Origin of the sequence: Halomonas sp. AOP30-A1-24 (assembly GCF_052378165.1) — a bacterium.
GTDB lineage: Bacteria > Pseudomonadota > Gammaproteobacteria > Pseudomonadales > Halomonadaceae > Vreelandella > Vreelandella citrativorans.
The window spans coordinates 99355-122688 of record NZ_JBQSXL010000010.1; the positions used below are offsets into that span (position 1 = coordinate 99355).

22 protein-coding genes are annotated in these 23334 nt (G+C 52.9%); 8 read left to right on the plus strand and 14 right to left on the minus strand.

Annotated elements, in window-relative coordinates; genetic code table 11:
* Positions 1–166 precede the first annotated feature (166 nt).
* The 5 genes from ACT3TJ_RS07865 to kdgD form a co-directional block, all read right to left on the minus strand.
* A complete protein-coding gene (locus ACT3TJ_RS07865) occupies positions 167–1327 on the minus strand; it encodes a mandelate racemase/muconate lactonizing enzyme family protein (RefSeq protein ID WP_444622095.1) in 1161 nt (386 codons plus the stop codon).
* A 22-nt stretch (positions 1328–1349) separates the two neighbouring features.
* Positions 1350–2630 carry a TRAP transporter large permease gene (locus ACT3TJ_RS07870; protein ID WP_444622096.1) on the minus strand — a complete coding sequence of 427 codons (1281 nt, stop codon included), beginning with the start codon at positions 2628–2630 and terminating at the stop codon, positions 1350–1352.
* A gap of 3 nt (positions 2631–2633) precedes the next feature.
* The gene (locus ACT3TJ_RS07875; RefSeq protein ID WP_441678546.1) at positions 2634–3170 is read right to left on the minus strand and encodes a TRAP transporter small permease; all 537 of its coding nucleotides are present in this window, start codon (positions 3168–3170) and stop codon (positions 2634–2636) included.
* 61 nt (positions 3171–3231) lie between these two features.
* Positions 3232–4224, minus strand: coding sequence for a TRAP transporter substrate-binding protein (locus ACT3TJ_RS07880; RefSeq protein WP_441678548.1), 993 nt, complete (start codon positions 4222–4224; stop codon positions 3232–3234).
* A 43-nt stretch (positions 4225–4267) separates the two neighbouring features.
* Positions 4268–5185 carry a 5-dehydro-4-deoxyglucarate dehydratase gene (gene kdgD / locus ACT3TJ_RS07885; RefSeq protein WP_441678550.1) on the minus strand — a complete coding sequence of 306 codons (918 nt, stop codon included), beginning with the start codon at positions 5183–5185 and terminating at the stop codon, positions 4268–4270.
* Positions 5186–5847: 662 nt separating this feature from the next.
* On the opposite strand from kdgD, the gene ACT3TJ_RS07890 reads away from it, so the two are divergent.
* Entirely contained in the window at positions 5848–5970 is a 123-nt protein-coding gene (locus ACT3TJ_RS07890; RefSeq protein WP_264757783.1) for a hypothetical protein, read from the plus strand.
* Positions 5971–6059: 89 nt separating this feature from the next.
* Here ACT3TJ_RS07890 and speG read toward each other — a convergent pair whose 3' ends face one another.
* Both speG and ACT3TJ_RS07900 read right to left on the minus strand, forming a co-directional pair.
* Positions 6060–6593, minus strand: a complete 534-nt coding sequence (speG, locus tag ACT3TJ_RS07895; RefSeq protein ID WP_172118084.1) for a spermidine N1-acetyltransferase — start codon at positions 6591–6593, stop codon at positions 6060–6062.
* A gap of 64 nt (positions 6594–6657) precedes the next feature.
* A complete protein-coding gene (locus ACT3TJ_RS07900) occupies positions 6658–7872 on the minus strand; it encodes an NAD(P)/FAD-dependent oxidoreductase (RefSeq protein ID WP_444624384.1) in 1215 nt (404 codons plus the stop codon).
* A gap of 81 nt (positions 7873–7953) precedes the next feature.
* Between ACT3TJ_RS07900 and ltaE the strand changes: the two genes are divergently transcribed.
* Entirely contained in the window at positions 7954–8964 is a 1011-nt protein-coding gene (gene ltaE, locus ACT3TJ_RS07905) for a low-specificity L-threonine aldolase (RefSeq protein ID WP_444622098.1), read from the plus strand.
* A 24-nt stretch (positions 8965–8988) separates the two neighbouring features.
* Here ltaE and fhuB read toward each other — a convergent pair whose 3' ends face one another.
* Positions 8989–10986 (minus strand): Fe(3+)-hydroxamate ABC transporter permease FhuB, encoded by a 1998-nt coding sequence (fhuB, locus tag ACT3TJ_RS07910; protein ID WP_444622099.1) that lies wholly within the window; start codon positions 10984–10986, stop codon positions 8989–8991.
* A 218-nt stretch (positions 10987–11204) separates the two neighbouring features.
* On the opposite strand from fhuB, the gene ACT3TJ_RS07915 reads away from it, so the two are divergent.
* The 3 genes from ACT3TJ_RS07915 to fhuF all read left to right on the plus strand — a co-directional run bounded on the left by ACT3TJ_RS07915 (position 11205) and on the right by fhuF (position 13607).
* Complete coding sequence (locus ACT3TJ_RS07915; protein ID WP_444622100.1) at positions 11205–11798, plus strand: cytochrome b; 594 nt, start codon at positions 11205–11207, stop codon at positions 11796–11798.
* Between the two features lie 104 nt (positions 11799–11902).
* Entirely contained in the window at positions 11903–12670 is a 768-nt protein-coding gene (locus ACT3TJ_RS07920) for an ATP-binding cassette domain-containing protein (RefSeq protein WP_441679088.1), read from the plus strand.
* 160 nt (positions 12671–12830) lie between these two features.
* On the plus strand, positions 12831–13607 hold the full coding sequence (gene fhuF / locus ACT3TJ_RS07925) for a siderophore-iron reductase FhuF (RefSeq protein ID WP_444622101.1): 777 nt from the start codon (positions 12831–12833) through the stop codon (positions 13605–13607).
* A gap of 56 nt (positions 13608–13663) precedes the next feature.
* Here the strand turns inward: fhuF and ACT3TJ_RS07930 are convergent, their stop codons facing one another.
* From ACT3TJ_RS07930 to ACT3TJ_RS07945, 4 genes are all read right to left on the minus strand, one after another.
* The gene (locus tag ACT3TJ_RS07930) at positions 13664–15319 is read right to left on the minus strand and encodes a multidrug ABC transporter permease/ATP-binding protein (RefSeq protein ID WP_444622102.1); all 1656 of its coding nucleotides are present in this window, start codon (positions 15317–15319) and stop codon (positions 13664–13666) included.
* Between the two features lie 161 nt (positions 15320–15480).
* Positions 15481–16203, minus strand: coding sequence for a hypothetical protein (locus ACT3TJ_RS07935; protein WP_444622103.1), 723 nt, complete (start codon positions 16201–16203; stop codon positions 15481–15483).
* 66 nt (positions 16204–16269) lie between these two features.
* A complete protein-coding gene (locus ACT3TJ_RS07940; protein WP_444622104.1) occupies positions 16270–16827 on the minus strand; it encodes a cytochrome b in 558 nt (185 codons plus the stop codon).
* Between the two features lie 83 nt (positions 16828–16910).
* Entirely contained in the window at positions 16911–17783 is an 873-nt protein-coding gene (locus tag ACT3TJ_RS07945; protein ID WP_087108193.1) for a LysR substrate-binding domain-containing protein, read from the minus strand.
* Positions 17784–17884: 101 nt separating this feature from the next.
* Between ACT3TJ_RS07945 and ACT3TJ_RS07950 the strand changes: the two genes are divergently transcribed.
* The gene (locus ACT3TJ_RS07950; protein ID WP_444622105.1) at positions 17885–18763 is read left to right on the plus strand and encodes a DMT family transporter; all 879 of its coding nucleotides are present in this window, start codon (positions 17885–17887) and stop codon (positions 18761–18763) included.
* 132 nt (positions 18764–18895) lie between these two features.
* On the opposite strand, the gene ACT3TJ_RS07955 is transcribed toward ACT3TJ_RS07950, so the two are convergent.
* Together ACT3TJ_RS07955 and ACT3TJ_RS07960 are read right to left on the minus strand one after the other, a co-directional pair.
* Positions 18896–19669, minus strand: coding sequence for an RsiV family protein (locus ACT3TJ_RS07955; RefSeq protein ID WP_444622106.1), 774 nt, complete (start codon positions 19667–19669; stop codon positions 18896–18898).
* A gap of 109 nt (positions 19670–19778) precedes the next feature.
* On the minus strand, positions 19779–21218 hold the full coding sequence (locus ACT3TJ_RS07960) for a hypothetical protein (RefSeq protein ID WP_444622107.1): 1440 nt from the start codon (positions 21216–21218) through the stop codon (positions 19779–19781).
* A gap of 372 nt (positions 21219–21590) precedes the next feature.
* Here ACT3TJ_RS07960 and ACT3TJ_RS07965 point away from each other — a divergent pair, with 372 nt between their 5' ends.
* A complete protein-coding gene (locus tag ACT3TJ_RS07965) occupies positions 21591–21914 on the plus strand; it encodes a septal ring lytic transglycosylase RlpA family protein (protein WP_406565430.1) in 324 nt (107 codons plus the stop codon).
* A gap of 261 nt (positions 21915–22175) precedes the next feature.
* Positions 22176–23180: an NADP-dependent oxidoreductase gene (locus ACT3TJ_RS07970; RefSeq protein WP_444622109.1), complete on the plus strand. Its 1005-nt coding sequence runs from the start codon at positions 22176–22178 to the stop codon at positions 23178–23180.
* The last annotated feature ends 154 nt before the right edge of the window (positions 23181–23334 follow it).

Below are 23334 nucleotides of genomic sequence, written 5' to 3' on the forward strand. Positions count from 1 at the left end.
TATGTTTGATAGCGTATAGCCTAATCAAAGCGCCTGCATCACTCCATTAGTCTAATATTTTATTCTCTACTTTTAATGAATAGACAGATAGATAACGAACGCTATTAAGCAGCTGCTTAATAGCGTTCGTTATTAGATAGAAGTACATTTAGAACCGAATTATTAGCTATTCATCAACTGCACCCGTACTCTGCCTTTCCTTTAATGCATACGTGTTTAACGCCTCACGATTAATATCAATGCCTAATCCTGGACCATCCGGTACGCTCATCACGCCGTGTTGATGCTCAACCGGCGTTTGTACCACCGCCTGACGAAACGGATTTTCAGTTCGGTCAAACTCCATAATCGGTTCAAGCGGTTTTCGCCGCGGTGGGTTAGGCGCGAGTGCTGCCATAAACTGAAGGCTGGCCGCCAAACACACTGCAGTGCCCCAAACGTGTGGCACTAGCCTTACGCCGTGCATGGCGGCCATATCCGCCACCCGACGAATTTCGCTAAAGCCACCCACGCCGCAAATATCCGGCTGTACGATGTCGACAGCCCTACGCGCCAGCGGCTCATGCATAGCGTAACGCCCGTGCCAGTTCTCTCCGCTAGCCACGGGAATAGGCTGCCCTGCCCTTACGGCGGCATACGTGTCGATTTGCTCCGGGAGTACCGGCTCTTCAAACCAGTCGACACCAAACGCTGCCGCACGCTGGCCTACTTCAATAGCTTCCAGGTAGTCGTAGCCGTGATTTGCATCAATCATTAACCGCACATCCGGCCCGATTGACTCCCGCACCGCCTCTATCACTTTCAGGTCTTCTTCAACGTCGAAGCCGATCTTGATCTTGACGGCGTGAAAGCCTTCATGGCGATAGCGTGCCACTTCCGCCGCAACGTCACTGATACGCTCAACTCCCTCACGGCAAAACGAGCCGGTGGCATAAGCACGCACAGATTCACGGAACCGACCGCCAAGCAGAGTGGAAACAGGTACGTCAAAGTGCTTGCCCTTGATGTCCCACAGCGCAATATCGATACCACTCAATGCCGTCATGGTTAAGCCACGCTGGCCCTGATCACGGAGACGGTTATAAAGGTTGAGCCACACTTTCTCGGTTTGCAGCGGGTCTTCGCCAATCAGTGTTTGAGCGTATAACTGAACAATGGCAGCATTAGGCTTGGCAGGCCCTAAGCACTCACCCCATCCAACGGTGCCGTCTTCACAAATGACTTCGACCAGACAGTGCTGGCGGCGTGTGAATGACATCGAAGCACTTTCAAACGCTGTTTCAAGCTTGTGATCCAGAATATGAGTCTTGACCGATTCTATTCTCATGGCTGGTTTTCCTGTCGTGGCATTATCTAAAAAGGCCAGGTAGCGTTAATGAAACCGCCGGGATGTAAGTCACCAGCATTAGCGCCACAAACAGCGCCAGAAAGAACGGCCAAATGGTGCGGACCGCCTGTTCAATTTTAATTTTTCCGATCACACAACCTACAAAAAGACACGCGCCAACGGGAGGTGTACATAACCCCAGCCCAAGGTTCATCATCAGGATGATGCCGAATTGGATAGGATCCATCCCAAACTGCATGGCGACCGGCAAGAAGATAGGCGTGCAAATCAGAATCAAGGCTGCCATATCCATGATCATGCCTAGCACCAGAAGAATCAGGTTAAGCATTAAAAAAATCACGACAGGCTTGTCTGAAATCGTCATCAGTCCGGTGGTCAGAATTTCAGGTACGTTATAGAGCGCCAGCAGGTAAGAAAAAGCCGATGCGCAGCCCACCAAAATCATGACCAATGATGTGGTTTTAACCGACTGAATAACGGCTGCCTTGAAGGACGCCCACCTAAGCTCACGATAGACAAGCCCGGTCACAATAATGGCGTAGATCGCGCCAAAGGCCCCGGACTCCGTTACGGTCAAAATGCCCGAAAGAACACCGCCCACAATAATAACAGCAGTCATTAAACCCGGCAGCGAGGCCACTAAACTAAGTAATAAGGCTTGCCAGCCGGGAAATGCTTCGCCTTTATAGCCACGCTTAACGGCCACAATATAAGCAGCTACGGCCAAGCTGAGGCACATCAAGATACCAGGAACAATCCCCGCGATAAACAGCTGGGTAACGGAAATACCGCCCCCTGCTGCTACGGCATAGAGAATCATATTATGGCTGGGCGGAATCACGACACCCGCCACCGAAGAAGTGACCGTTACGTTGACAGCGTAGTCAGCGTCATAGCCTTTCTCTTTCATCACCGGGATAAGTATTGAGCCTAATGCAGAGGTGTCGGCAACGGCTGAGCCTGAAATACCGCCAAACAGCATGGAAGAACTGATGTTAACCATTCCCAAGCCACCACGTACTTTCCCAACCATGGCCGAAGCCAAGCGTACAAGGCGCGTGGAAATGCCTCCGTGAAGCATGAGCTCACCGGCAAAAATAAAGAAAGGAATTGCCAATAGTGAAAAGACGGAAATTCCCGAAAGAATACGCTGAAAGGCGACAAACAACGGCAGCCCTTCATACATAAATGTAGCGACAGCAGCCAGCCCAACGGCAAAAGCGACCGGCGCACCTGCAACAAGGCCGAGAAAGAAAATTCCAAACAGTAGCATCAGCCCCATGGTTTATGTCCTCTCAACGTTACGAGACAGTAATCGTTGAACTATATCTGCCCCTGAAAACAGCATGATCAGCACACCACAGATCACCAAAGGGGCTGCACGCCAACTTTCAGAAAGACCAATCATTGGGATGGCTCTTTCCAGGTTTGTCATGACCAAATTCCAACCCTGAACCGCCATAAAACCACCAAACACAAGGATGAAAAGGTCCGAGATGTGGTGCAGTAATGCGCGCAGAAAAGGAGGGAAGCTCTCACGCACAAAGTCGATATTCAGATGGCTATGATATCTAACGCCAGCTGCGGCGCCTAAGCAGGTGATATACACCACTAACACCAAAGAAGTTTGCTCCACCCAGGTTGGCGTATCGTTAAGCACATAACGCCCGAAGACCAGCCAGCCGAACGTGGCAATAAGAATAACCAGCATGACACCTGCTAAAAGCACGCATAGCTCAGCCATGCCGTTTAATACACGATCCAGAGAGCCGCCTTTTGTCGTGTTTTTCCTGCTGCTGGGTGTTTCGAGTTCTATACTCACGGCACATTTCCTTTTAATCTTTCGGCGGCATTAAGCCGCCGAAAGGAAGCCAGCAAGAAAATTATTGTGCGGCTCTGATTTCCTCAATCAGTTCTCCAGTACCGGGGTTGTTGGCGATAAAGTTTTCGTACATGGGCTCCATCAGTGTCTGGAACGCTGCTTTGTCTTCTACTTCATTAACTTCCACGCCGTAATCGAGGATAATCTGACGGCTCTCTTCAGAGCTTTCGACCCACAATTCACGCTGCATGGCGGAAGCATTCATCGCTTCTTCACGTACAATGGCCTTGTCTTCTTCAGATAACTTCTCCCAGCTTGCTTTAGCAACACACAAACACTCAGGAATAATCAAATGCTCAGTTAACGAGTAGTATTCCGCCGCTTCGTAGTGGTTACTTGATTCAAAGGAAGGGTAGTTATTTTCAGCGCCGTCCAGAACACCGGTCGTTAAGCTTTGGTAGACCTCGCCATACGCCATTGGCGTTGCATTGCCGCCAAGTGCCTCCATCATCTCAACGTAGAGATCATTGTTCATGACCCGGACCTTTAAGCCCTGGACATCTTCTGGGGTATTGATCGGGTGTTTGGTGTTGTAGATGCTTCTGGCACCTGAATCGAACCAGGAAAGCACCACCAGACCTTTCTCTTCCAACGCATCAGCAAATCGCTGGCCAATCTCGCCATCCATCACCGTGTGCATATGATCTACATCGGTAAACAGAAAAGGCAGCGAGAAAACGTTCGTTTCCTTAACGATTGGACCCATAGGGCCCATATTGAAGTTGGCAAAGTCCAGAGCGCCATTACGTGTTTGTTCAATCGCGTCGGACTGATCACCTAATACAGCATTATTGTAGACACGTGGCGAGACACGTCCTTCCGTTTGTTCTGTAACCGCTTCAGCAAAGGCTTCAAGCGCTACCGTGTTGGGGTAACCGTCCGGGTGTATATTCCATCCCCTCCAGTTATCGGCTTGGGCAGAGACCGCAGCGGCTAATAGTGAGACACCTGTTAACGCAAACAGCGCTTGGCGACGGATATTTGTTGTTTTCATCACTTAAAACCTCTTGTTATTACAGGTGGTTTTTTTCCAGCATTTAGTAAGAGCGTGCTACACCTACTAGGCGTTCTAACTGCTGGCGTTGCTCAGGGGTCGGCATGGTTAAAGGTGCGCGGACGCTACCAGCCGGACGGCCGATAATATTCGCGCCTTCTTTAATCAAGCTAACTGCATAACCGGATTTTTGATCACGCAGATCAATAAAGGGAATAAAGAAGCCCGTAGTAATATTCTTAACCGTATCCTTGTCCCCTTGGCGTAACGCTTTGTAAAACGTTACTGCCATATCCGGAACGAAGTTAAACACCGCAGAAGAGTAGGTATTCACACCAATGGAGAGGTACGCTTCTGCAAAAATCTCAGCTGTGGGCACACCGCCTACATACACAAGGCGATCCCCTACCGTTTTAATGATCTTGTTTAGTGCTTGAATATCGCCCTTACCATCCTTGAGGCCGATAAGGTTCGGGCAAGCATCCGCAAGCGCCTGGACAGATCCGGCATTTAGAATGCCGTTACCACGGTTGTAGTAGATAATGTTGATGTTCGTGGCATCACAGATTTGTCGAGCATACTCGACCAATCCATCCTGCGGGCACTCTGTTAGGTAAGGCGGCATCAGCAAAATACCGTCTGCACCGGCCTCTTCAGCAGCAGTGGCAAACTCCTTACCCGCTTTTACGCTTAATCCAGCACTTGCGATCACCGGCAATTTACCATCAACGACCTCTACGGCCACACGGACAATCTGCCGATACTCTTCCAAGGTTAAATTAAAGAACTCACCCGTACCGCCTGCTACAAAAACAGCGGAAATATCATGACGGATAAACCACGTCAAACGCTCACGGTAGCTTTGCTCGTCAAACTGTCCGTTCGCATCGAAATCAGTGATAGGGAATGACAGCAAACCACCGCCTATTGCTTTGACTACTTCTTGTTTGGAAAACGTCACTGAAACGCCCTCATGTATGCCCAAGCCAATTGGTAATGAGTTAAAACCGTAGCCACTCAACACTCGTAATACATCATACAATATAAAAGGTAATCAACGAGAACATGCCCTGCAAGAAAAAAACCACTATGCTGCGACCAAAGTGCTAGCGCTCTTGGCACCTGCAAGAATTACGAAAATACACTTTAACCAGTGGAAACAAACCGTTGACCCACAGCTAACCAACAGACCCAATAATAACAGTGCAAGCTCATGCGTTAGCCTAGACAGCACTTAGTGGGAGGCTGCGAGCTACTCGAGGAGAAAGCGCTAACGAAGGGGCGATGACGGAGCTTTAAAACCAGACATGTGACCATGGGCTTTAGCTTTGGGGTTACACGTCAGTTCACCAGCGAACGGCTAAAAAACATCCAACTCCTGGCACCCTGAGGCTTTTTTTATATTGTTTGTGAAAACCTTTTTCATTCAACAATGTAAGCACTCACCTACTCAATCTGTAAGCCATTACTTACAGCCCATCGTCTTTTACCTACAACGTTAGGACTAGCATCAACCCTCAAAAGCGCCTACTATCCTCCGCCGCAGCCAATGCTGCGACGCACAACCAAAAATCCTCATAACAAGAACCGTTGTTAACTCCCCTGCTAACAGGAGTGCATGCTATGCAACACTCAATGACTCAGTACCCGGCCACTAATGCGGACATTATGGAAGTATGGGCACAGCACGCGCTTGCGCAGCGCGCAGCGTTTGATGCCTTTGCCGCTTATCTTTGTGATTACTAAAGCCCGCGGCTGTTTACCCCCTATCAACGCCTCCCCTTGGAGGCGTTATTTTTGTACCTGAGTACGCCATTCAAACCATCAATCAACTGCTAGGTAGCGTCACTTTCAAGCGCTGCTAAATAAGCCTCCTGCAGGATATACATCCGCTTTACGTCTCGGTATTTGCCGTTGATAAAGAACTCCTGAACCAGATGTCCTTCTTCGATGAACCCACTCTCTTCATAAAGATGAATCGCCTTAACGTTCTCCACTGCGACGATGAGAAACACCTTATGAAGGTTCAGGATGGTAAACGAGTAGTGTAGGGCCTGGCGGATCAGCGAACGTGCAAACCCTTTTCCCTGATGGTCCGGAGTGATAATGATTTGGAACTCTGCACTGCGATGGATGTAGTCAATTTCAATCAGTTCCACCAAGCCAATCGCCGTTCCGGTGCTGTCTTCCGCTACAAACCGTCGCTCGGCATTATCATGGATATGTTTGTTATAAAGCTCCTCCAGCTCATCAAATGATTCGTAGGGCTCCTCAAACCAGTACGACATAATACTTTGATTATTATTAAGTTCATGCACAAAGCGCAGGTCGCCACGCTCAAGGGCACGTAAAAATAGCAAGTGGTTCATGGGCGCTGATCTCATCGTGTAACGACAATGTGGGGTGGTAATATCACATAGCCCGTTACGTGGCTTAAATATGGCGTTTAAACGAAAATAACTCTGCCAGCGGATGCGGCTTTCCTTCAATTAAAGCGCGCAGTAGCTTGGCCCCTATCATGCTGTAACTAATGCCGTTTCCGCCGTACGCCATGGCAAAGTGCACGTTTGGCCCATGGGAATCATGAGGACCAAAATAAGGCAGCCCATCGCATGTTTCGGCAAACGTGCCCGCCCAACTAAAGGTAGGATTAATCGTTAACGACGGCCAGAGCGTCTTGACCTTGTCTGCCAACCCCTCGGCTTTTTCCAGTACTCGTTCATCGCGACGCTTGGGAATATCCTGCTCATCATCATCACCGCCGACCAGCAGCCTTCCCTCCTGAGTCGTGCGCAGGTAAAGATAGGGCCGCGCAGACTCCCAGACGAGGGTATGTTTAAGCTCGCCCAGCATGTCAGGCGTTAGCGGGTCGGTAACGAATGCATAGCTGCTCCGGTTTTTAGCCACCGGCTCAGGCAGCCACGCTTGAGACTCATAGCCTGCGGCCACCACGACCTGCTGGCAGTTGAGCGTTGCACCGTTCGTCAACGTAAGCGCTATATGCTCACCGTGCTGGGTCATGCGTTCCACCTGGGTACGGTCGTATACCTCGCTGCCCTGTGTGGCTATCTTGCCAAACAGCTGATAGACCATTCGATAAGGGTCCATGCGTGCGGCAAGCTCGGTTAAAATAGCGCCTGGCGCATCAAAGCCGTAGCGTTCCAAAAGCGTTGCCCGCTCAAGCCACTTGGCCTTAAAACCATGTTTCTGACGCAGCCAAAGTTCCTCTTTCAACGACGCTACGTCTTCCCCACTGCTTGCATAATAGAGGCTTTGCTGGCGCTCAAACTCCACATCCTCCAGTTCAAGCGCCAAGGCTTCAAGCTCAAAAATTGATTCTGCACACGCCCGGTAGGCAAGCACCGCGTTTGCTTCACCGTAACGCTGGGCAAGCTCGGTCATATGGGTATCAATTTCATACTGCAGCAGTGCGGTACTGGCGGCCGTGCTTCCCCAGCCTATATCGCGACGCTCAACCACCACCACGTGATGGCCATGCTGGCTTAGTTCATTGGCAATCAGCGCCCCGGTTATGCCACCGCCGATGACGGCCACCTCGCATTGATGGTCGTGGGTTAGCTGTGGGAAAGTAGCCAACAGACCGTTCTTTACTGTCCAAAACGGATAGCCGCTTTTAAGATCCATCATGTTCCCTTTGCAACGCTTTTATCGGTAGCTTTAACACTAGTGGGTTAACGTAGAAATCACTTATTTATAAAGGAAATCTTTATGATCGATTTACGCAGTGACACGGTCACCCGACCCGATGCCGCCATGCTAGAAGCCATGATGAGTGCGCCTGTTGGGGATGATGTCTGGGGCGATGATCCAACGGTCAATGCGTTTCAGGAGCACCTTGCCACCTTAACCGGCAAGCAGGCGGCACTGCTGTTTCCAAGCGGCACCCAGAGCAACCTGGTGGGTCTGATGGCGCATTGTGAGCGGGGTGATGAGTATATCGTTGGGCAGTCAGCCCACACCTATCGCTATGAAGGGGGCGGCGCTGCGGTGTTGGGTAGTATTCAGCCACAACCAATTGAAAATGCCAGTGATGGCAGCCTGCCCTTAGAAAAAATCAGCGCAGCGATTAAAGCCGATGATGTTCACTTTGCCCGCACGCGTCTCTTGGCGTTGGAAAATACCATCGCCGGTAAAGTGCTGCCCGAAACCTACGTTCATCAAGCCACCGAGTTTGCCCGTTCACGAGGTTTGGCAACGCATCTGGACGGCGCGCGGCTTTTTAATGCAGCCGTTGCAAGCCAAGTGCCGCTTGAGCAGCTATGCCGCCCCTTTGATAGCGTTTCACTGTGCTTCTCAAAAGGGATGGGTGCACCGATCGGCTCGGCGTTGATAGGTCCACGGGACTTCATCGAGCGTGCCCGCCGCTGGCGCAAGGTAGCGGGAGGCGGTATGCGCCAGGCAGGAATCATAGCCGCCGCCTGCCAGTATGCGTTAGATCACAATATTCAGGACCTGGCCGACGACCATCGCCGCGCAGCACGCCTGGCCGAAGGCCTGGCCCTGCTTCCGGGTATAGAGGTGACGTCTCAAGCCACCAACATGCTGTTTGTACACATTTCGGAAGAGCACCTTCAGCCTCTTTCAACATGGCTTAAACAGCACGATATTTTAATTGAGCTTTTATACGCCACGCGTCTTGTCGTGCACCGTGATATCAATGATGCCGATATCGAAAAGGTACTCGACGTGATGGCCGCTTACTTCAATCAACACCCTTAGGCGTAACGCTTAAGCGCGTAAGCCTCATAAACGCCGCAGGCCCCACATAAAGTAGGCGCCGCCAATCAACGAGGCAACAAGGCCTGCGGGAATCTCATACGGAAACATAATCTGGCGGCCGACCCAGTCGGCCAGCACCATGAGCAACATTCCGATCAATGCGGCGCCAACCAGTTGCTGCCGAGCGCGGGAAAAACCCACCAAACGCGCCATGTGCGGTGCCAGCAGGCCGATAAACGAGAGCGGCCCGACGACCAGCGTGGCACACGCGGTTAACAGTGCCACCAGCAGCAACAGCCCCAACCGCGCTCGGTTCAGGGACACACCCAGCGCTTGAGCCATCGGCGCGCCCAACGGCAGGATATCGAGCCAGCGGGTAAAAGGAAGGGTTATCACTGCCAACACAGCGGCGATGCTTCCCACCACCACCGCACTGGTCACATCCACGTAATACGTAGAGCCTGCCAGCCAGGCAATAACCTGCTGCCCTCGCGGGTCGCCGCCCGCCAGCAGCACGCTACGCACTGCATCAAACAGTGCGCCAATTGCAACGCCGCTAAGCAACAGCCGCTCAGGCACAAAGCCACTACGGCGATTCAAGATCACTAGCACGGCCAGTGTGGTCAATGCCCCCAGGGTCCCAATGCCGATCAGCGCTGCATTGCTCGGTGCAGGCAGCACGTAAATGCCCAGGATCAAAGCAATCGCGCAGCCCCCACTGATACCCAGCACTTCGGGACTCGCCATAGGGTTAGCGGAAAGGCGTTGAAGCACTGTTCCGGCGATGGCTAACATCAAGCCACTGGCTGCCGCGGCGATGACTCGGGGCAGGCGCCACTCCATCACCTGCCAGTGGGCCGGACTAATCCACTCCCAGCCGTTAGCGCCCTGGCCTGACAGCAGTCCCAGGCATACTGCCATTGATAACGCGATTAAAAGCCCCATCGCCAAGCGGTACGGCGTTGGATGACGGCTTACCAGCATCCCCGGGGGTTGCGGAGGCCTGTCCCCCTGAAGCTTCAGCCGAGGAATGAGCCATAAAAGCAGCGGTGCACCCAGCGCGCCGGTAATAGCGCCGGTGGGAACCAGCGTCGTCAGCATGCCCGAAAAGCGCTGTAGTAGAAGATCCGTGGTCGCCAGCAGTACCGCGCCCAGCAGCGTCGACCAGAGTATGCGGCTGCCTAACCGGCGTGCCCCGGCCATGCGCACAATATTGGGTGCCGCCAAGCCAATAAAGCCAATAATACCGACAACGCTGACCACGCTGCCGGTAATAAATACTGCAAGCCCGAGCCCAGCAAAACGCAGATATTTAAGCGAGATACCCAGGCTTTTGGCGCTGGCATCGTCAAGTTCCAACACGGCTAGTGGGCGTAACAACAGCCCTGCAGCCACAGCACTGATGGCCAAGTGGGGCCATAAGGTAGCTACCCCACTCCAGCCGTTCTGGGCAAGCGACCCCGCCCCCCAAATCAATAGCCCCGCCAGCGTCTCATGGTTGAACAGCAACAGCGCGGTCGAAAGTGCGCCCAAATATAGATTAACCACCAACCCAGCCAATACCACGACCACAGGCGCTAGCCCACGCCGCCAGGTCAGCGCAAACACTAGCCCAACGGCTAAACCGCCACCGATTAACGCCACCCACTCACGTCCGATGACCAGCAGCCCTGGCGCCATCAACGTGGTAGCCAGCAACGCCAGGTTAGCACCCGATGCCACCCCAAGCGTAGTGGGTGATGCCAGCGGGTTTCGCAGCACCTGCTGCATCAACACACCCGCCAGCGCCAAACCGCCGCCAGCCAGCAATGCCACGCACACCCGTGGCCACCAGGCATAATAGAGTAATACCTCATGGGTATTTCCAAACGAAGGCGCCAGCAGTACCTGAAACCCGGAAACAATACCGCCCTGAACATGAAGGCTAATGCCGAACAGCACCAGCAACGGTAGGCTAAGTAACCAAACGGCCTTGGCAGGCGACAGACGGCACACTTTTTGAAGGGCGGCTGCATCTAGCATGGCGGGGTATCTCGGATAATCGTCCACGCTTGTGTGGTGGACGCGATAGGCAGCACGGTCATTTAAGCGCCTTGGCTTTTTAATCAGTCATGGGTGAATATAAGCGCGTGATTTTAAATGATAACGATTAGCACTACAATTGATGCCCTCGTTAGTGCCGCTCTGCAGGGCTGTAACAGCGCACCATCAAAACAGTTATTGAATCGAGAACGATAATAATGGCCGACATAGCCTCCCCTGCTGCTTTAACAAGTTCCTCCTTCTTCTGGCGGGACAGCGCTACGCGCTACGGCATCATAAGCCGCACTCTGCACTGGTTAACGGCCGCTATCGTATTGCTTCAGTTCAGCGTTGTGCTGGCGTGGCGCGGGTTTGGCGAAACGTCCCTCACCTTGCTGCTATCAAGCGTCGGCCCTCACGGCTCGTTGGGCGTTATACTTTTAGTGATGACGTTACTGCGTGCGGGCTGGGCATGGCTAAATCGTCAGCAGCGTCCTTCGTATGCGCCTGGGATAAGGGGTGCGCTAGCGCATGGCGGGCATGTCACGTTGTATGCACTGTTGATCGCGCTACCCACGCTTGCCATCTTGCGCCAGTACGGCAGAGGCGGTGCGTTGGATGTCTACGGCCTACCGCTTTTCAATGCAGCCGAGCGCGAGATCCCATGGATGATAGCGACAGCCAACGCATTACATAGTCCGCTCGCCTGGCTGCTTTTAGCGCTGGTGACTGGGCACGTGATAATGGCACTTATACACCGTACGGTGTTCAAGGACGGTGTGCTTTCCCGGATGGCCGGCCCGCTTTCGTGATAGACAGCCGTTTGTGCGAAGCGCTGGAGCAGCGCTACTAAATGATAACCATTAACGATACAATCGGGTTTTCGTAATCACCTTCTGACGGCCAGGAGTCCTCCATGTTCGAGGTCAAAGGCGCTACCTTTGCGATCAACGGCAAGCCCCTTTTACAGCCCATTGAGCATACCTTCCAGCAAGGCAAGGTCTACGGCCTGATTGGTCATAACGGCTCGGGAAAATCGACTCTGATCAAGCTACTGGCCCAGCAGCAGCCGGTAAGCCAGGGCGAGATCTATTTTGACCAACGCTCGCTCAGTGCCTGGGGCAACCGAGAATTTGCGCGCCAGGTGGCCTATCTTCCCCAGCATTTGCCCAGCGCCGAAAATTTAACCGGCCGAGAATTGGTCGCTTTTGGCCGCTACCCGTGGCACGGCCTACTGGGCCGTCATAACCAGAAAGATAAAGACGCGATTGACCGAGCCATCACGCTCACCCATACCGAAGCGTTTGCCGACCGCTTGGTCGATACGCTTTCTGGAGGTGAGCGCCAACGCGTTTGGCTTGCCATGCTATTGGCACAGGGTAGCCGCTTTTTGCTGCTTGATGAGCCGCTGGCCGCGCTGGATATTGCCCACCAGATGGAAGTCCTCGCACTCATTCGCAAGCTCTGCGATGAGCTCGGCCTGGGGGTTATTATCGTTCTGCACGATATTAATATGGCTTCGCGCTACTGCGACGAGCTGATGGCCCTACACAGCGGCCGCTTGCTCGCTCACGGCACGCCAGGTGACATGATGAGTAATAGCACCCTGGAAGCTATTTATGGGTTGCCCATGCAGGTCATGCAACACCCTAACGGCGAGCATAATATCGCGGTCGCTCAATAAACGCGCTTTTGTAAAACGCACTGATTCGCAACTAACACTTCAACTGATAAGCATTATCGATTAAGCTGACTCCTTCACTTTCAACCTGCGCTAACGCCACATCGTTACTGTTTGCGCAAGTGTGCTTGAACTTTTACAAGTTCATGTCGGGAGTTTTGTTATGCCACCGCTAGCCCTGACCCACTCTGCCTGTACCTTGCCCTCGCTCGCTGACTGCTATCAGGGCGCACTTGTGCTGCTTACCCCGCCCTTGATTGGCGGCACGCCACCGGCCAGTGCAGTAAAGGCTTCGCGCTGGCGTAATACAGCACTGCTGGAACAGGACCTGGAGCGCTACGCTGCTCGCTACCCGGGTGGCGACAAGCGCGCCATTACGTCGCTGTGGTCGAAGTGGCATTTCAGCGCACTTACCGTGCCTACCCTCGCTTCTCACCTACTTCTTAACCGTGATCTACCGGTAGAGCTGGATGACGTACACGTCATTTTGAATGATGAAGGCTGTACAACACAGCTTTGGCTGCCCCATGAAGGCGCGTTGATGGACGCTCAGGATACCAGCGAACGTTTTGCCAAATTGATTACCCAGCACTGGGCGCCACTTATTGAACGCTTGTCCGCCATTTCAGGCGCAGCCCCCCGCGTGTTCTGGAGCAACGCCGGTGGCTATCTGGATTACTATGTGAAGGTACTTGCCGAACACCCGGAAGTGAACCAGGCGGCGCTTAGTGCTGCCCGAGCGCTGCTGGAATCACGCCATATTGATGGCCAGCGCAATCCGCTCTTTGAGCCGGTACGCACGTATACGCCCAAGGGCAGCGATGAGGTGAAGCAAGTACGCAAGCTTTGCTGCCTGCGCTATTTACTGGATGAGTTCAGCGTGTGCAGCAATTGCCCGCTGGAAGGGTGTGACCGAGTGGCCCGCAAACGAGCCACCTAACGGCTGTCTAACTGTATATTTTTTAACTTCAGATCTCTAACTTCAGATTTTTAACATCAACTGTTAATCTGAGTGACCGCATCCTGGCTTGCCAGATCGCGCTGCGCGCCGGTTAATTCTCTTAGCTGCCCCTGGGTCATTTCCAATAAACGGTCGGCATGCACGAAGTAGCTATCATCGTGGCTGATCGCAAACACCGTTTTGCCCATATCACGCAGGTGCGGCAATAGTTCTCGGTAGAACAACCGCCTGAACTGAGGGTCCTGGTCGGCGGCCCACTCATCAAGTAGTAAAATATCCCGCTCTTCAGCAATCGCCAGTAACAGTGCCAAGCGCTTGCGCTGCCCTTGGGAAAGCTGGGTATTAATGACCCGATTATCCTCCCACTTCAGCTTTTGCTGCATTTGTAACCGCTCAAGCCAGGTCGCTACCAGCACAGGGTCGGCATTTTTCCCGTCCGGCCCCATTGTCAGGTCAAACTGATGAAAGTCGGTAAACACACTGGCAAATCGCGCTCGAAACCCTTGCCACTGCGCCTGTGTGAGCGTCTGTCCATCCACCTTGATATGCCCGCTTTGCGGCTGATACAAGCCGGTTAACAAACGCGCCAGGGTGGATTTTCCGCTGCCGTTACCGCCAATCAAAAATACCTGCTCGCCGCGCTCAAGCGTCAGGTTAACGGGGCCAACGTGAAACCCTTCGCCCTGCTCACTGCCAGGATAGTGATAAGTCACATCCACAAGCTCAAGGCGCTGCCAGGCAGCAAAGGCGTCATCAACCGCAAAGCCCGGCTGATACTCGGCAAGCTCCAAACTTGCCAGCTTATCAAACGCGACCTGTGCGCTGATCAAGGTGGGCCAGGCGCCGATGGCTTGAATTAAAGGCGTGCGTAAGAACAGTAACGTCAATGCAAAGGTAGCGGCAACGGCAGGTGTCGCCCAGCCCAGCCCATTGGCCATGAAAAACACCACGCCAATGGCTCCCAGCATCATAATGTTGGACCAGTTCCCCGCACTTAGATGATACGTATCCGCGCGAATAATATGGTAGCGGTACTCACGCGCGTTGCGGGTGAAGGTGGCATCAAAGAAGCGCTGAGCCCGGTCACGGTTGAGCGCTAACTCTTTGCGCCCTTCAATGGCGGATTGGTAATCTTTGTAGAGACGATCTTCGCTTTCACGCACCAGGCTAAAGTGCCGATATACCTTCGAAATCAGCACCCAGCCCACCCCCATCGTGGCCGCAATCCATATCACGGTAATGACCACCATTTTCGGTGAAAGCCACGCCAAATAGGCGACCGAAGCAAGTGCCAACACGGCACCCTGCACAAGCTCAGGCAGGCGCACAAAACCAATGGTGATATTACGCACATCACTTGAAAGACTCGCCAGCAGCGTGGCATTACCCAACTGCTCAAGCCGCTCGATATCAGTGTCAAGAATGCGCTTCACAAGCCTTGTGCGCAGGTCATACACAAAGTAGTGCCCCAGCAGGGTAATCGCTAACTGGGTCCCCAGCGTCACAACGAGCAACACAAATAGCAAACCCAAAAACTGGGGCAGCGCTGAAAGCGGGCTGCCAACTTCAATCAAGCGCTGATTAATAAAGGCAATGACGCCAACCCCGAGGCCCGCGCTTAAAAGGCTTAACCCAATGGCCCCTAGAAATGGCCAGCGGTAATGACGAAAGACAACCTGCAACAACTCCATTAGCGCTTCCTGACAGAAAGATAGGCAGCAAATTGTGACGGACTACCTCGTCAAGTCAATGCGCAAAGTGATTTTCATTTGCAAATGAGGCGTTCATACGCAGCGACCAAACGGCCAATGAGCCAAATAGTAAATGAGCACCTACAGATCGACGCAAGAATCTACGAAAACACTAGCAGCACGGTACTGATAAGCGCGCCTAACGCGAAGGGCCAAAAGCGGCTATGGCGGTCTTCCGGCAACTCCTCTTTCAACACGTTAAGCACAATACCACCGGCCACGAACGCATAAAGCAGGCTGACAATGGGTTCAGAGACATCTACCGTTAACCCCAGTAGCCAGCCGACAACCACCGCCGTAGCCAGCACCCAACGGCCCTTGCTTAAGTAGACATCCCGGTGATGGCGCACCAAGCCATGGTCGTTGACCAGAAAGTGCGCGCTCATCGCCAGAAAGAAAAAGATAATGGCGGGAAGCTCATTATTGCGATAAACCAGTAAGTAGCCGATAAGCGCGTTATAAAGCGAAAAAGAGCCAATATGTATCCAAAAAACGCCTTTCAGCTTTTGAAAATTAACCGACTCATCCTGCTGACCTTTATGTGAGTGCTTTGTCGCGGCTTGCTCAAGCCCATAAAATACCGCCAACCCAATGAGCGCCACGATATAGGCATTATGCTCCAGCACCTTCAGCAGCCCATGGGCGTTAATGGTTTCGTGGGCATCGCGAAGGGCAGGAAATATATGAATAAAGACATAAGCAACCGAGACGCCACCTGCTAATGAAAGCCAAGCGCTGCGAGGTACAGCACTTAGCTTTCGAAGCCTGCTGGCAAAGATATGCACGGCGGCCAAACCGATAATGAAAGCGATCTGTAGGCCCATATATCATCGCTCCCTGCGAGGGTTTGGGCTTGAAACCTGGTCGCTTGAAACCCAGTCGTTTGAAACCTAGTCGAATAGGCTCATACGTTTGGTGACATTATCGCGCTTTACCCGCCAATGAAATAACGCTCCCGCCACGTGCAAAACGATTAACACCACAATGGCCCAGCCAAGACGTCCATGCCATGTGTAGAGCTGGTCAGAAAGCGCTGGGCGTTCACTGATCAGCGCAGGCAGGTGCCACTGAAAAAACTCAACCGGATACCCACCGCTGGCGGTCGCAACCCAACCCAGCAGCGGCATCATCACCAACGCCAAATAAAGCAGGTGATGCACGCTCGTACTGACAATACGCTCAAACGCATTCAAGGGCGGGTCGTGGTCAGGCACGACAAACGCCACGCGAGTAATAATGCGCAGTGTCATTAGCAGTAAAATCGTTAAACCCAGTGTCTTATGACTGGTATAAAGCAGATTAGTGAGCATGTTGCCTACCAGCGCCACCGTGCGTTCATACCCTATCGTTCCGATGGTTAAGCCACTGGCCAGAGCAAGTAGCACGGCGACGGCCACCAGCCAATGCAGCACCCGGTGTGGATAAATGTAGTGATCCAATTCGTGCATTGAGCACTCCTGGCAGCAACGTTATATGGCGTTTAGTCTAGCTATATTAAGTCGATTAATCATTCAACGCTTTACACTTGATCTTATAGCGCCTCACTGGGGGCCGCTAGCTGTTCACGAATCAACTCGCCCAAGCGCCGAGCTGGCTCGGATGGCCGATGAGGCGCACGGTGCAGCGCCAGCTCGATCATGGGCAAGGCGGGCAGGCCGCTACTTTCATCCAGCGGGCGCAGTGAAGGTGTCAACATGCTGCGTGTCACCACGACAACGGCAAGCCCGGCAATGACAATCGGTGCCAACCCCGCCATCGACTGGCTGGTATACGCCACCCGCCAGTTACGCCCGGCGCCATGCAGCGCCTGCTCGGCGACTTCCCGAAACACGTCGGCGCCTGGCGAGTAAAGCGCCAGCGGGATAGGGTCGCTGAGTAACGGCTGTTGGTTAACCCCCACCGCCCAGACCAGCGGCTCACGGCGGATAACATCGCCTCCGGGCGAATTACGTTGGCGCGTCACCAGGGCTAAATCAAGCTCAGCAGCTTTTACCTGGTCAACCAAGTGGGCGCTTGTTCCGCAAATAACCTTTAGCCCCACCGCTGGATAAAGCTGGTGAAAGTAAGCAAATACCGATGGCAACAGCGATGCGTAATCTTCTGGAATTCCCAGCGTCAGATCCCCGGTTACCTGCTGGGCCTGCATATCGCCCCATGCTTCGTCATTAAGCGCTAGAATACGCCGAGCGTGAGTAAGTAATCGCTCACCGTCAGGTGTAAACCGGATACGTCGCCCATCGCGTTCATGCAGGCTGAGCGACAGCTGAGCCTCCAGACGCTGAAGCTGCATACTCACCGTGGACTGCGTGTAATCCAGCCGTTTAGCCGCCGCCGTGACGCTACCGGTATCGGCAATCGCTACTAGCGTACGTAGCAACGTGAGGTCTAACGTTGGCGCCCGCATATATCACCATAATTGATTAAAACAATCATAAAAGATTGATATTGTGATGTGTTATTGGCGAGTATGCTGCATTGCATATGTTCCAGGCAAGGAGATCATTCATGCAACGTACACACTCCCCTATTGTGTTTCCTCGTTGGTATAGCGTTGGCGCCGCGTTAGTGGCTGTCATCCTGTGGAGCGTGGCCCCCTTGCTTGCTGAACGAGCTCACACTTCTTCGCCCCTGCAGCTAACCGCTTTAACACTATTAGCTGGCGCATTTGCCACACTGCCGCTAAGCCGCCGCGTTACTACCACTCACTGCAGCCTGAACTGGCAGTTAGGCATCTGGGTAGGTATTCCGTTGTTGATATTGGGCGCAGTAAGCACTTACTTTATAGGTATGCGCCTTGCGCCTGCGGCCGAGGCTGCGCTTATCACGTACACCTGGCCAGTACTTTTCGTGTTGTTAAGCCAGTGGAGCCGCTTTGGTCGGATACGCTTGGCCGGTATTACCGGGGCGCTGGTTGCCTTTTCAGGGGCTGCCATTCTGCTCGTGCCACAGGCATTAAGTAATGGTTTGGGAGGAGCAACGCTGGGTTATGGGCTCGCCTTGCTTGCCGCCTGCTGCTGGGCACTCTATTCATGGTTAAGCCAGGCCGCACCCGTGTGCATTACGCCACTTCTCCCTCGCCTGCTGCTGATTGCCTGCGCCATCGCGACGCTTGCCAGTATCGGAGTGGAAGGCCAGCTGGTTCTACCCAGCAGTGAAGCGCTACTGGCGGGCGTTGCGTTGGGGTTAGGGCCTTACGGAATCGCCATGGTAGCCTGGGATAAAGCCCTGCGCTGGGGGCATGCAAGCCTGGTTGGCAGCCTTGCCTATGGCGTGCCCATTTTAGCGGGCCTTTTGCTGGTACTTGCGGGCGTTAGCGTACTGGATTGGCGCTTACCCACTGCGGCGCTGCTGGTAGTGGTGGGCTGTTTAAACGCTGGCCGGTGAGACTCATCGCCATCCCCATGCCTGCTTATTAATTAATGAATAAGCAGCAGAGCAGGAGCATTGAGATACTGATTAGCTCCTGCCCCGCACGGGCTGTTTACTTCTCCAAACAGCCAATTACCTTACCGATTCTCATTGGCCTAAATAACGAGGCTCAACAATCCCTTTTAATTCCTCAACAGGGATCGTTAACTCAGGCTGCCCCATCACATAGGGAGCAATTTCGTACACGTTGTATTTTACCATCCACTCCTTTTCAAGCGGTGCCACGTTGGTGCTGTCAGTAAATGGCCAGCTGGACGCAAAATCCTCACCAACATCCTGCTCACTCATCCAGCGCTCATGCGCCTCGGCTAACGCTTCATCAAAACCCTCCTGACCGCCAGCCATGAGCATATCATCGAGAGTCACCACCTCATTCAAACGCTCATCAATGACCATGAACTGCGTGGATGGTAAACCGTGGGCCTGGCCTGCATAAATCACATAGCTATCAAGTTCAAGCACCAGAAGGTCGTTCTGACGGGAAAACACGCTGGCACTCAGCTGTGCTTCACTCGCCATCGGGTGAGGCAGCCTGGTATTGTCCTCTTCAGCACGATGAAAAAACTCATCCGCGAAGTGATCCCAGTCGTCAGCGGGCGTGTCGTCGCCATCGGTGATACCCAAGGCAAGCGCAAGCAGACGCTCTTGCACCTGCTCTGTTAATGCGGGGTTATCAGGAAACGTTAATGCAGAGATCTTCACCTTTGAACAATGCTCATCCTGACAATCAGGAGATGAATACTGCTTATCCAATGGCTGGTATGCGAGGGCGCTGGTATCGGCCGTTTCAGCATTAGCTGATTGGCAGACACTAAGCAGCAGAACCGCAGCGGGACATACACTCATTTTCCAACGAAGCATATTTTATCTCCATGTAAGGCATTTTGTCGGGCGCCAAGTTGAGTCTAGTCATACTTAAGCGCCCTTGCCCACCAAGGAGAGAAACAACAGCTTAAAATAGCGTAATCAGTTACATATTGGGCTGCATTTGCGCCGGCTCAGCGGTTACGTCAAGTTCAAACAACCCGCTACTCGCCGTGCTAAAGCCACGCGCAATGACCGTATAGGTACCCGGCAGCAATTGCTGTTGCAGTTGCGCATTGGTACCGGCACCACCATCGTCATCACTAACAGCGACACCTTCGCCCTCAAGTTCCAGATAAGCATCAAAGTCGCTGGAGCGCATATCGATGGTGACTAATGAGCTTTCGGCTAGCTCAAGCCCGTACACCAGTGACTCACCGGTATACCAACCGTTTAACGTTTCACCAAGCGTGATTGCACCGCTGTTACGCAGCTCGACCCCTTCAGGTAGCTCTTGCGGTGCCAAGGTAATTCTGAACAAACCGCTATCACTGCCATAAGCAGTACGCGCCGTTAACTGATAAGTACCGGGCTCAAAAAAATCAGCAATACGGGCATTCAGGTTATCGCCGCCATCGTCATTTTCACGGTAATAGCCATCAGGACCTTCGAGCACCAGGTAAGCATCAATATCATCCGACATCATGTCAATCTGGTACATGCCCGCTTCTTCAATTTCAACCTGATAGCTAAGATTCTGGCCGCTATACAAACCATTTAATGAGTCGTTGGGCACAATGCTGCCGTCGTTGCGCAGCTCGCCATCGCCGGGTAACTCGCGCGACTCTGCAGTCAGCGTGAAAAGTCCAGCACCTTCGTCATAAGGTGTGCGCGCCGTTACGGTGTAGTCACCTGGCACCAGGAAGTCTGAAATTCGGGCATCCAAATTCCCCGCGCTATCGTCGTCCTCTCGGAAATAGCCATTTGGCCCGCTAAGCTCAAGATACGCATCAAACTCATCGGAACGCATTTCCAACTGATACATGCCCGCTTCTTCGATGGTCAGCGTATACTCACTGATGGTGCCATCCAACCAGCTGTCCAGTGGAGCATCAAGGGTCAATACTGTGCTATCGCTTAGTTCAACCACTCGGCTGTTCAGCGTATAAGGGCCGTAACTGCTGCTATCAGCACCGCTGACCACCACCATGTAATCGCCCGCTTGCTCAATACGGTGGCGTGCAGTAGGCGCTACGCTCAACAACTGAAGTTGGTCACCATAAAGCGCTACGATGCCATTCAGGGCACCGCGCAAACTAAACTCAACCAGATCACTCTCATCAAGCGTCATCATGTAGCGGTCGTAGCGGCTTCCATCATTGCCATTAAGCAGGTCACTGGCCGTAATTTCCCCACGCAGTTGCTCGCCAAGCGTAATGCTATCCAGCCCCGCCAGTGCATCTGCAGTTGGCGTTTGTTCGGCGGCTTGAGACGCCACCGAGGAAGAGGAAGATGCATCGGAAGAGAGCGTCTGTGCAGCTAAAAAGCCGACAACAGCTCCCCCTACCGCAACCACGATTAGCGCAAAAGGAGAGGATTTAGCCATTAGGGCGTCCTTGATCAATGACGGAAGGATGGGTCGTTCAGCAGGATTAATAATACGTAATGGTAAGTAAAATGCTCAATGAGCGGTATCATTTTAATGTACCAAAAGAGTTTTACTTATATTCCGATATCTCCCGTTAACCCCCTGAAATGCAAGGTCATAACGGGATCATCAAAAAACACGTAACTTTGGGGCCAATTGCACCGAACGTCTTAAAGCTTGCTGACTCTGAAAGAGCGCGTTACCATCCCTTCGCCTATCCGGCACCTCATTGATGCTTGCGAGACTCTCGATACGAATAACTGAGGTACTCCAATGGGAGCCCCTACACGACTATTTCGAACGAGTTGTTTAGCTGTCCTGCTTATCGCCATGACAGCAAATAGCGCGTTTGCCAACGACACAGATACACAGGAAGGCGTTGCTTCCTACTACAGTGATCGCTTTCAAGGCGCGCTCACTGCCAGCGGAGAAGCGTTTGACCAGCAGGCACTCACCGCTGCTCATCCTAGCTTACCGTTTGGGACGAAAGTGCTGGTAACCCGCCCTGATACAGGGCAAGAAGTAGAAGTGCTGATCAATGACCGCGGCCCCTTTGTAAAAGGGCGAATTATTGATCTATCCAAGCGAGCAGCACGCACACTGGGCATGCTGAACCAGGGAGTAGCCCCGGTTATGGTAACGTTGCTGGATTAACGGATAGCACACCCCCTAAGTGTGTGGTACCCCTTAGCCGCTCAACGACACATCACTTCTGTTATTCGCTGAATCCTACAGGGCGCTCATTTGAGCGCCCTGTTTTTTTTGTCTCCTGTTCTTGCCTGGTGTTTTAGATGCTTGGCTTACCACCTAAATGACTTCAAAAAAAACGAACTTGCGCGCAAGGTAATGATCTCTATGCTTCAAGTACGTCTGTTTCAAGTACGTTAATACGCTTTCACGTGACTGGAGGTATGCATGAAGTCTCATTTCTTTACCCTCACCGATTACCCCAACGGCTTACCCGAACGTGAACTGTTCACCCTGGACTCCCAATCACTTCCTGATCTCAGCCTAGGTGAAGTGCGTATTCGCAACCGCTGGCTCTCGGTAGACCCCTACATGCGCGGCCGTATGAGCGGGCAACATACGTATGTCGCACCGTTCAGGCTGGGTCAGCCGATGGAAGGTGGCGCAATAGGCGAAGTGATTGCCTCCAGCGATGAACGCTTAAAAGAGGGCGATATTGTTAGCCATATGGGTGGCTGGCGCGATATCGCTCAGCTCTCTTCATCAGGCGTTTATCCATTACCCAACGCTGATGTACCCGAACAGGCGTATCTTGGGGTATTAGGCATGCCTGGCATGACGGCCTGGACCGGCCTTAACCGCATTGCCGAGTGCCGCCCTGGCGACAATGTGCTGGTCAGTGCTGCCAGCGGTGCGGTGGGCTCACTAGTGGTGCAACTTGCCAAGGCCAAGGGTTGTCACGTGGTCGGTATTGCAGGTGCAGCGCATAAGCTTGCGTGGCTTGAGTCGTTGGGTGTTGAGCCCGTTAGCTACCGCGACCGCAGCGCTCACGAGTTAAGCGATGCGATACAGCTGGCCAGCCCCGAAGGCATTGACGTTTATTTTGAAAATGTGGGAGGCATTTGCCTGGAAGCCGCATTAAGCCAGCTAAATGAAGGCGCTCGTATTGCAGTCTGCGGCATGATCGGGAGTTATAACGCCGAAAAACCCACGCCAGGCCCCAGCAATCTGTCTCAAATGGTGGTACGCAAAGCGAAGATGCAAGGATTTATTGTGGCAGACCATTGGGATCACTACCCTGAGTTCCTCAAGGAAGTGGCTCCCCAGGTAACGGCGGGTAAAATTGATTACAAGGAAACGGTTAAAGAGGGCCTGGAGAGCACACCGGATGCATTTTTGGAGCTGTTCAAAGGTGGTAATACTGGCAAGATGCTAGTGGCACTAGAGCGCTAACACCGTGTTAGAATGAATAAATAGTAGCAACACACCATGTCCACGCTATCTTTATAGCGTGGCTTTTTTATGCGCTATCAAACGCCGTTTGATCAGTTCACATCCATTACTGGTACTTTCGGCGCAGCTCAGTCACCTGTTTGATGGGTAAACC

Excerpts from the sequence above, each read along its gene's own strand:
- ACT3TJ_RS07865 (WP_444622095.1), bottom strand. The coding sequence starts at position 1,327 with ATGAGAATAGAATCGGTCAAGACTCATATTCTGGATCACAAGCTTGAA.
- ACT3TJ_RS07950 (WP_444622105.1), top strand. The coding sequence starts at position 17,885 with ATGCAACGTACACACTCCCCTATTGTGTTTCCTCGTTGGTATAGCGTT.
- speG (WP_172118084.1), bottom strand. The coding sequence starts at position 6,593 with ATGAACCACTTGCTATTTTTACGTGCCCTTGAGCGTGGCGACCTGCGC.
- ltaE (WP_444622098.1), top strand. The coding sequence starts at position 7,954 with ATGATCGATTTACGCAGTGACACGGTCACCCGACCCGATGCCGCCATG.
- ACT3TJ_RS07920 (WP_441679088.1), top strand. The coding sequence starts at position 11,903 with ATGTTCGAGGTCAAAGGCGCTACCTTTGCGATCAACGGCAAGCCCCTT.
- ACT3TJ_RS07970 (WP_444622109.1), top strand. The coding sequence starts at position 22,176 with ATGAAGTCTCATTTCTTTACCCTCACCGATTACCCCAACGGCTTACCC.
- ACT3TJ_RS07945 (WP_087108193.1), bottom strand. The coding sequence starts at position 17,783 with ATGCGGGCGCCAACGTTAGACCTCACGTTGCTACGTACGCTAGTAGCG.
- fhuF (WP_444622101.1), top strand. The coding sequence starts at position 12,831 with ATGCCACCGCTAGCCCTGACCCACTCTGCCTGTACCTTGCCCTCGCTC.
- ACT3TJ_RS07870 (WP_444622096.1), bottom strand. The coding sequence starts at position 2,630 with ATGGGGCTGATGCTACTGTTTGGAATTTTCTTTCTCGGCCTTGTTGCA.
- ACT3TJ_RS07930 (WP_444622102.1), bottom strand. The coding sequence starts at position 15,319 with ATGGAGTTGTTGCAGGTTGTCTTTCGTCATTACCGCTGGCCATTTCTA.
- ACT3TJ_RS07900 (WP_444624384.1), bottom strand. The coding sequence starts at position 7,872 with ATGATGGATCTTAAAAGCGGCTATCCGTTTTGGACAGTAAAGAACGGT.
- ACT3TJ_RS07940 (WP_444622104.1), bottom strand. The coding sequence starts at position 16,827 with ATGCACGAATTGGATCACTACATTTATCCACACCGGGTGCTGCATTGG.
- ACT3TJ_RS07960 (WP_444622107.1), bottom strand. The coding sequence starts at position 21,218 with ATGGCTAAATCCTCTCCTTTTGCGCTAATCGTGGTTGCGGTAGGGGGA.
- fhuB (WP_444622099.1), bottom strand. The coding sequence starts at position 10,986 with ATGCTAGATGCAGCCGCCCTTCAAAAAGTGTGCCGTCTGTCGCCTGCC.
- ACT3TJ_RS07915 (WP_444622100.1), top strand. The coding sequence starts at position 11,205 with ATGGCCGACATAGCCTCCCCTGCTGCTTTAACAAGTTCCTCCTTCTTC.
- ACT3TJ_RS07955 (WP_444622106.1), bottom strand. The coding sequence starts at position 19,669 with ATGCTTCGTTGGAAAATGAGTGTATGTCCCGCTGCGGTTCTGCTGCTT.
- ACT3TJ_RS07890 (WP_264757783.1), top strand. The coding sequence starts at position 5,848 with ATGCAACACTCAATGACTCAGTACCCGGCCACTAATGCGGACATTATG.
- ACT3TJ_RS07880 (WP_441678548.1), bottom strand. The coding sequence starts at position 4,224 with ATGAAAACAACAAATATCCGTCGCCAAGCGCTGTTTGCGTTAACAGGT.
- ACT3TJ_RS07935 (WP_444622103.1), bottom strand. The coding sequence starts at position 16,203 with ATGGGCCTACAGATCGCTTTCATTATCGGTTTGGCCGCCGTGCATATC.
- ACT3TJ_RS07965 (WP_406565430.1), top strand. The coding sequence starts at position 21,591 with ATGACAGCAAATAGCGCGTTTGCCAACGACACAGATACACAGGAAGGC.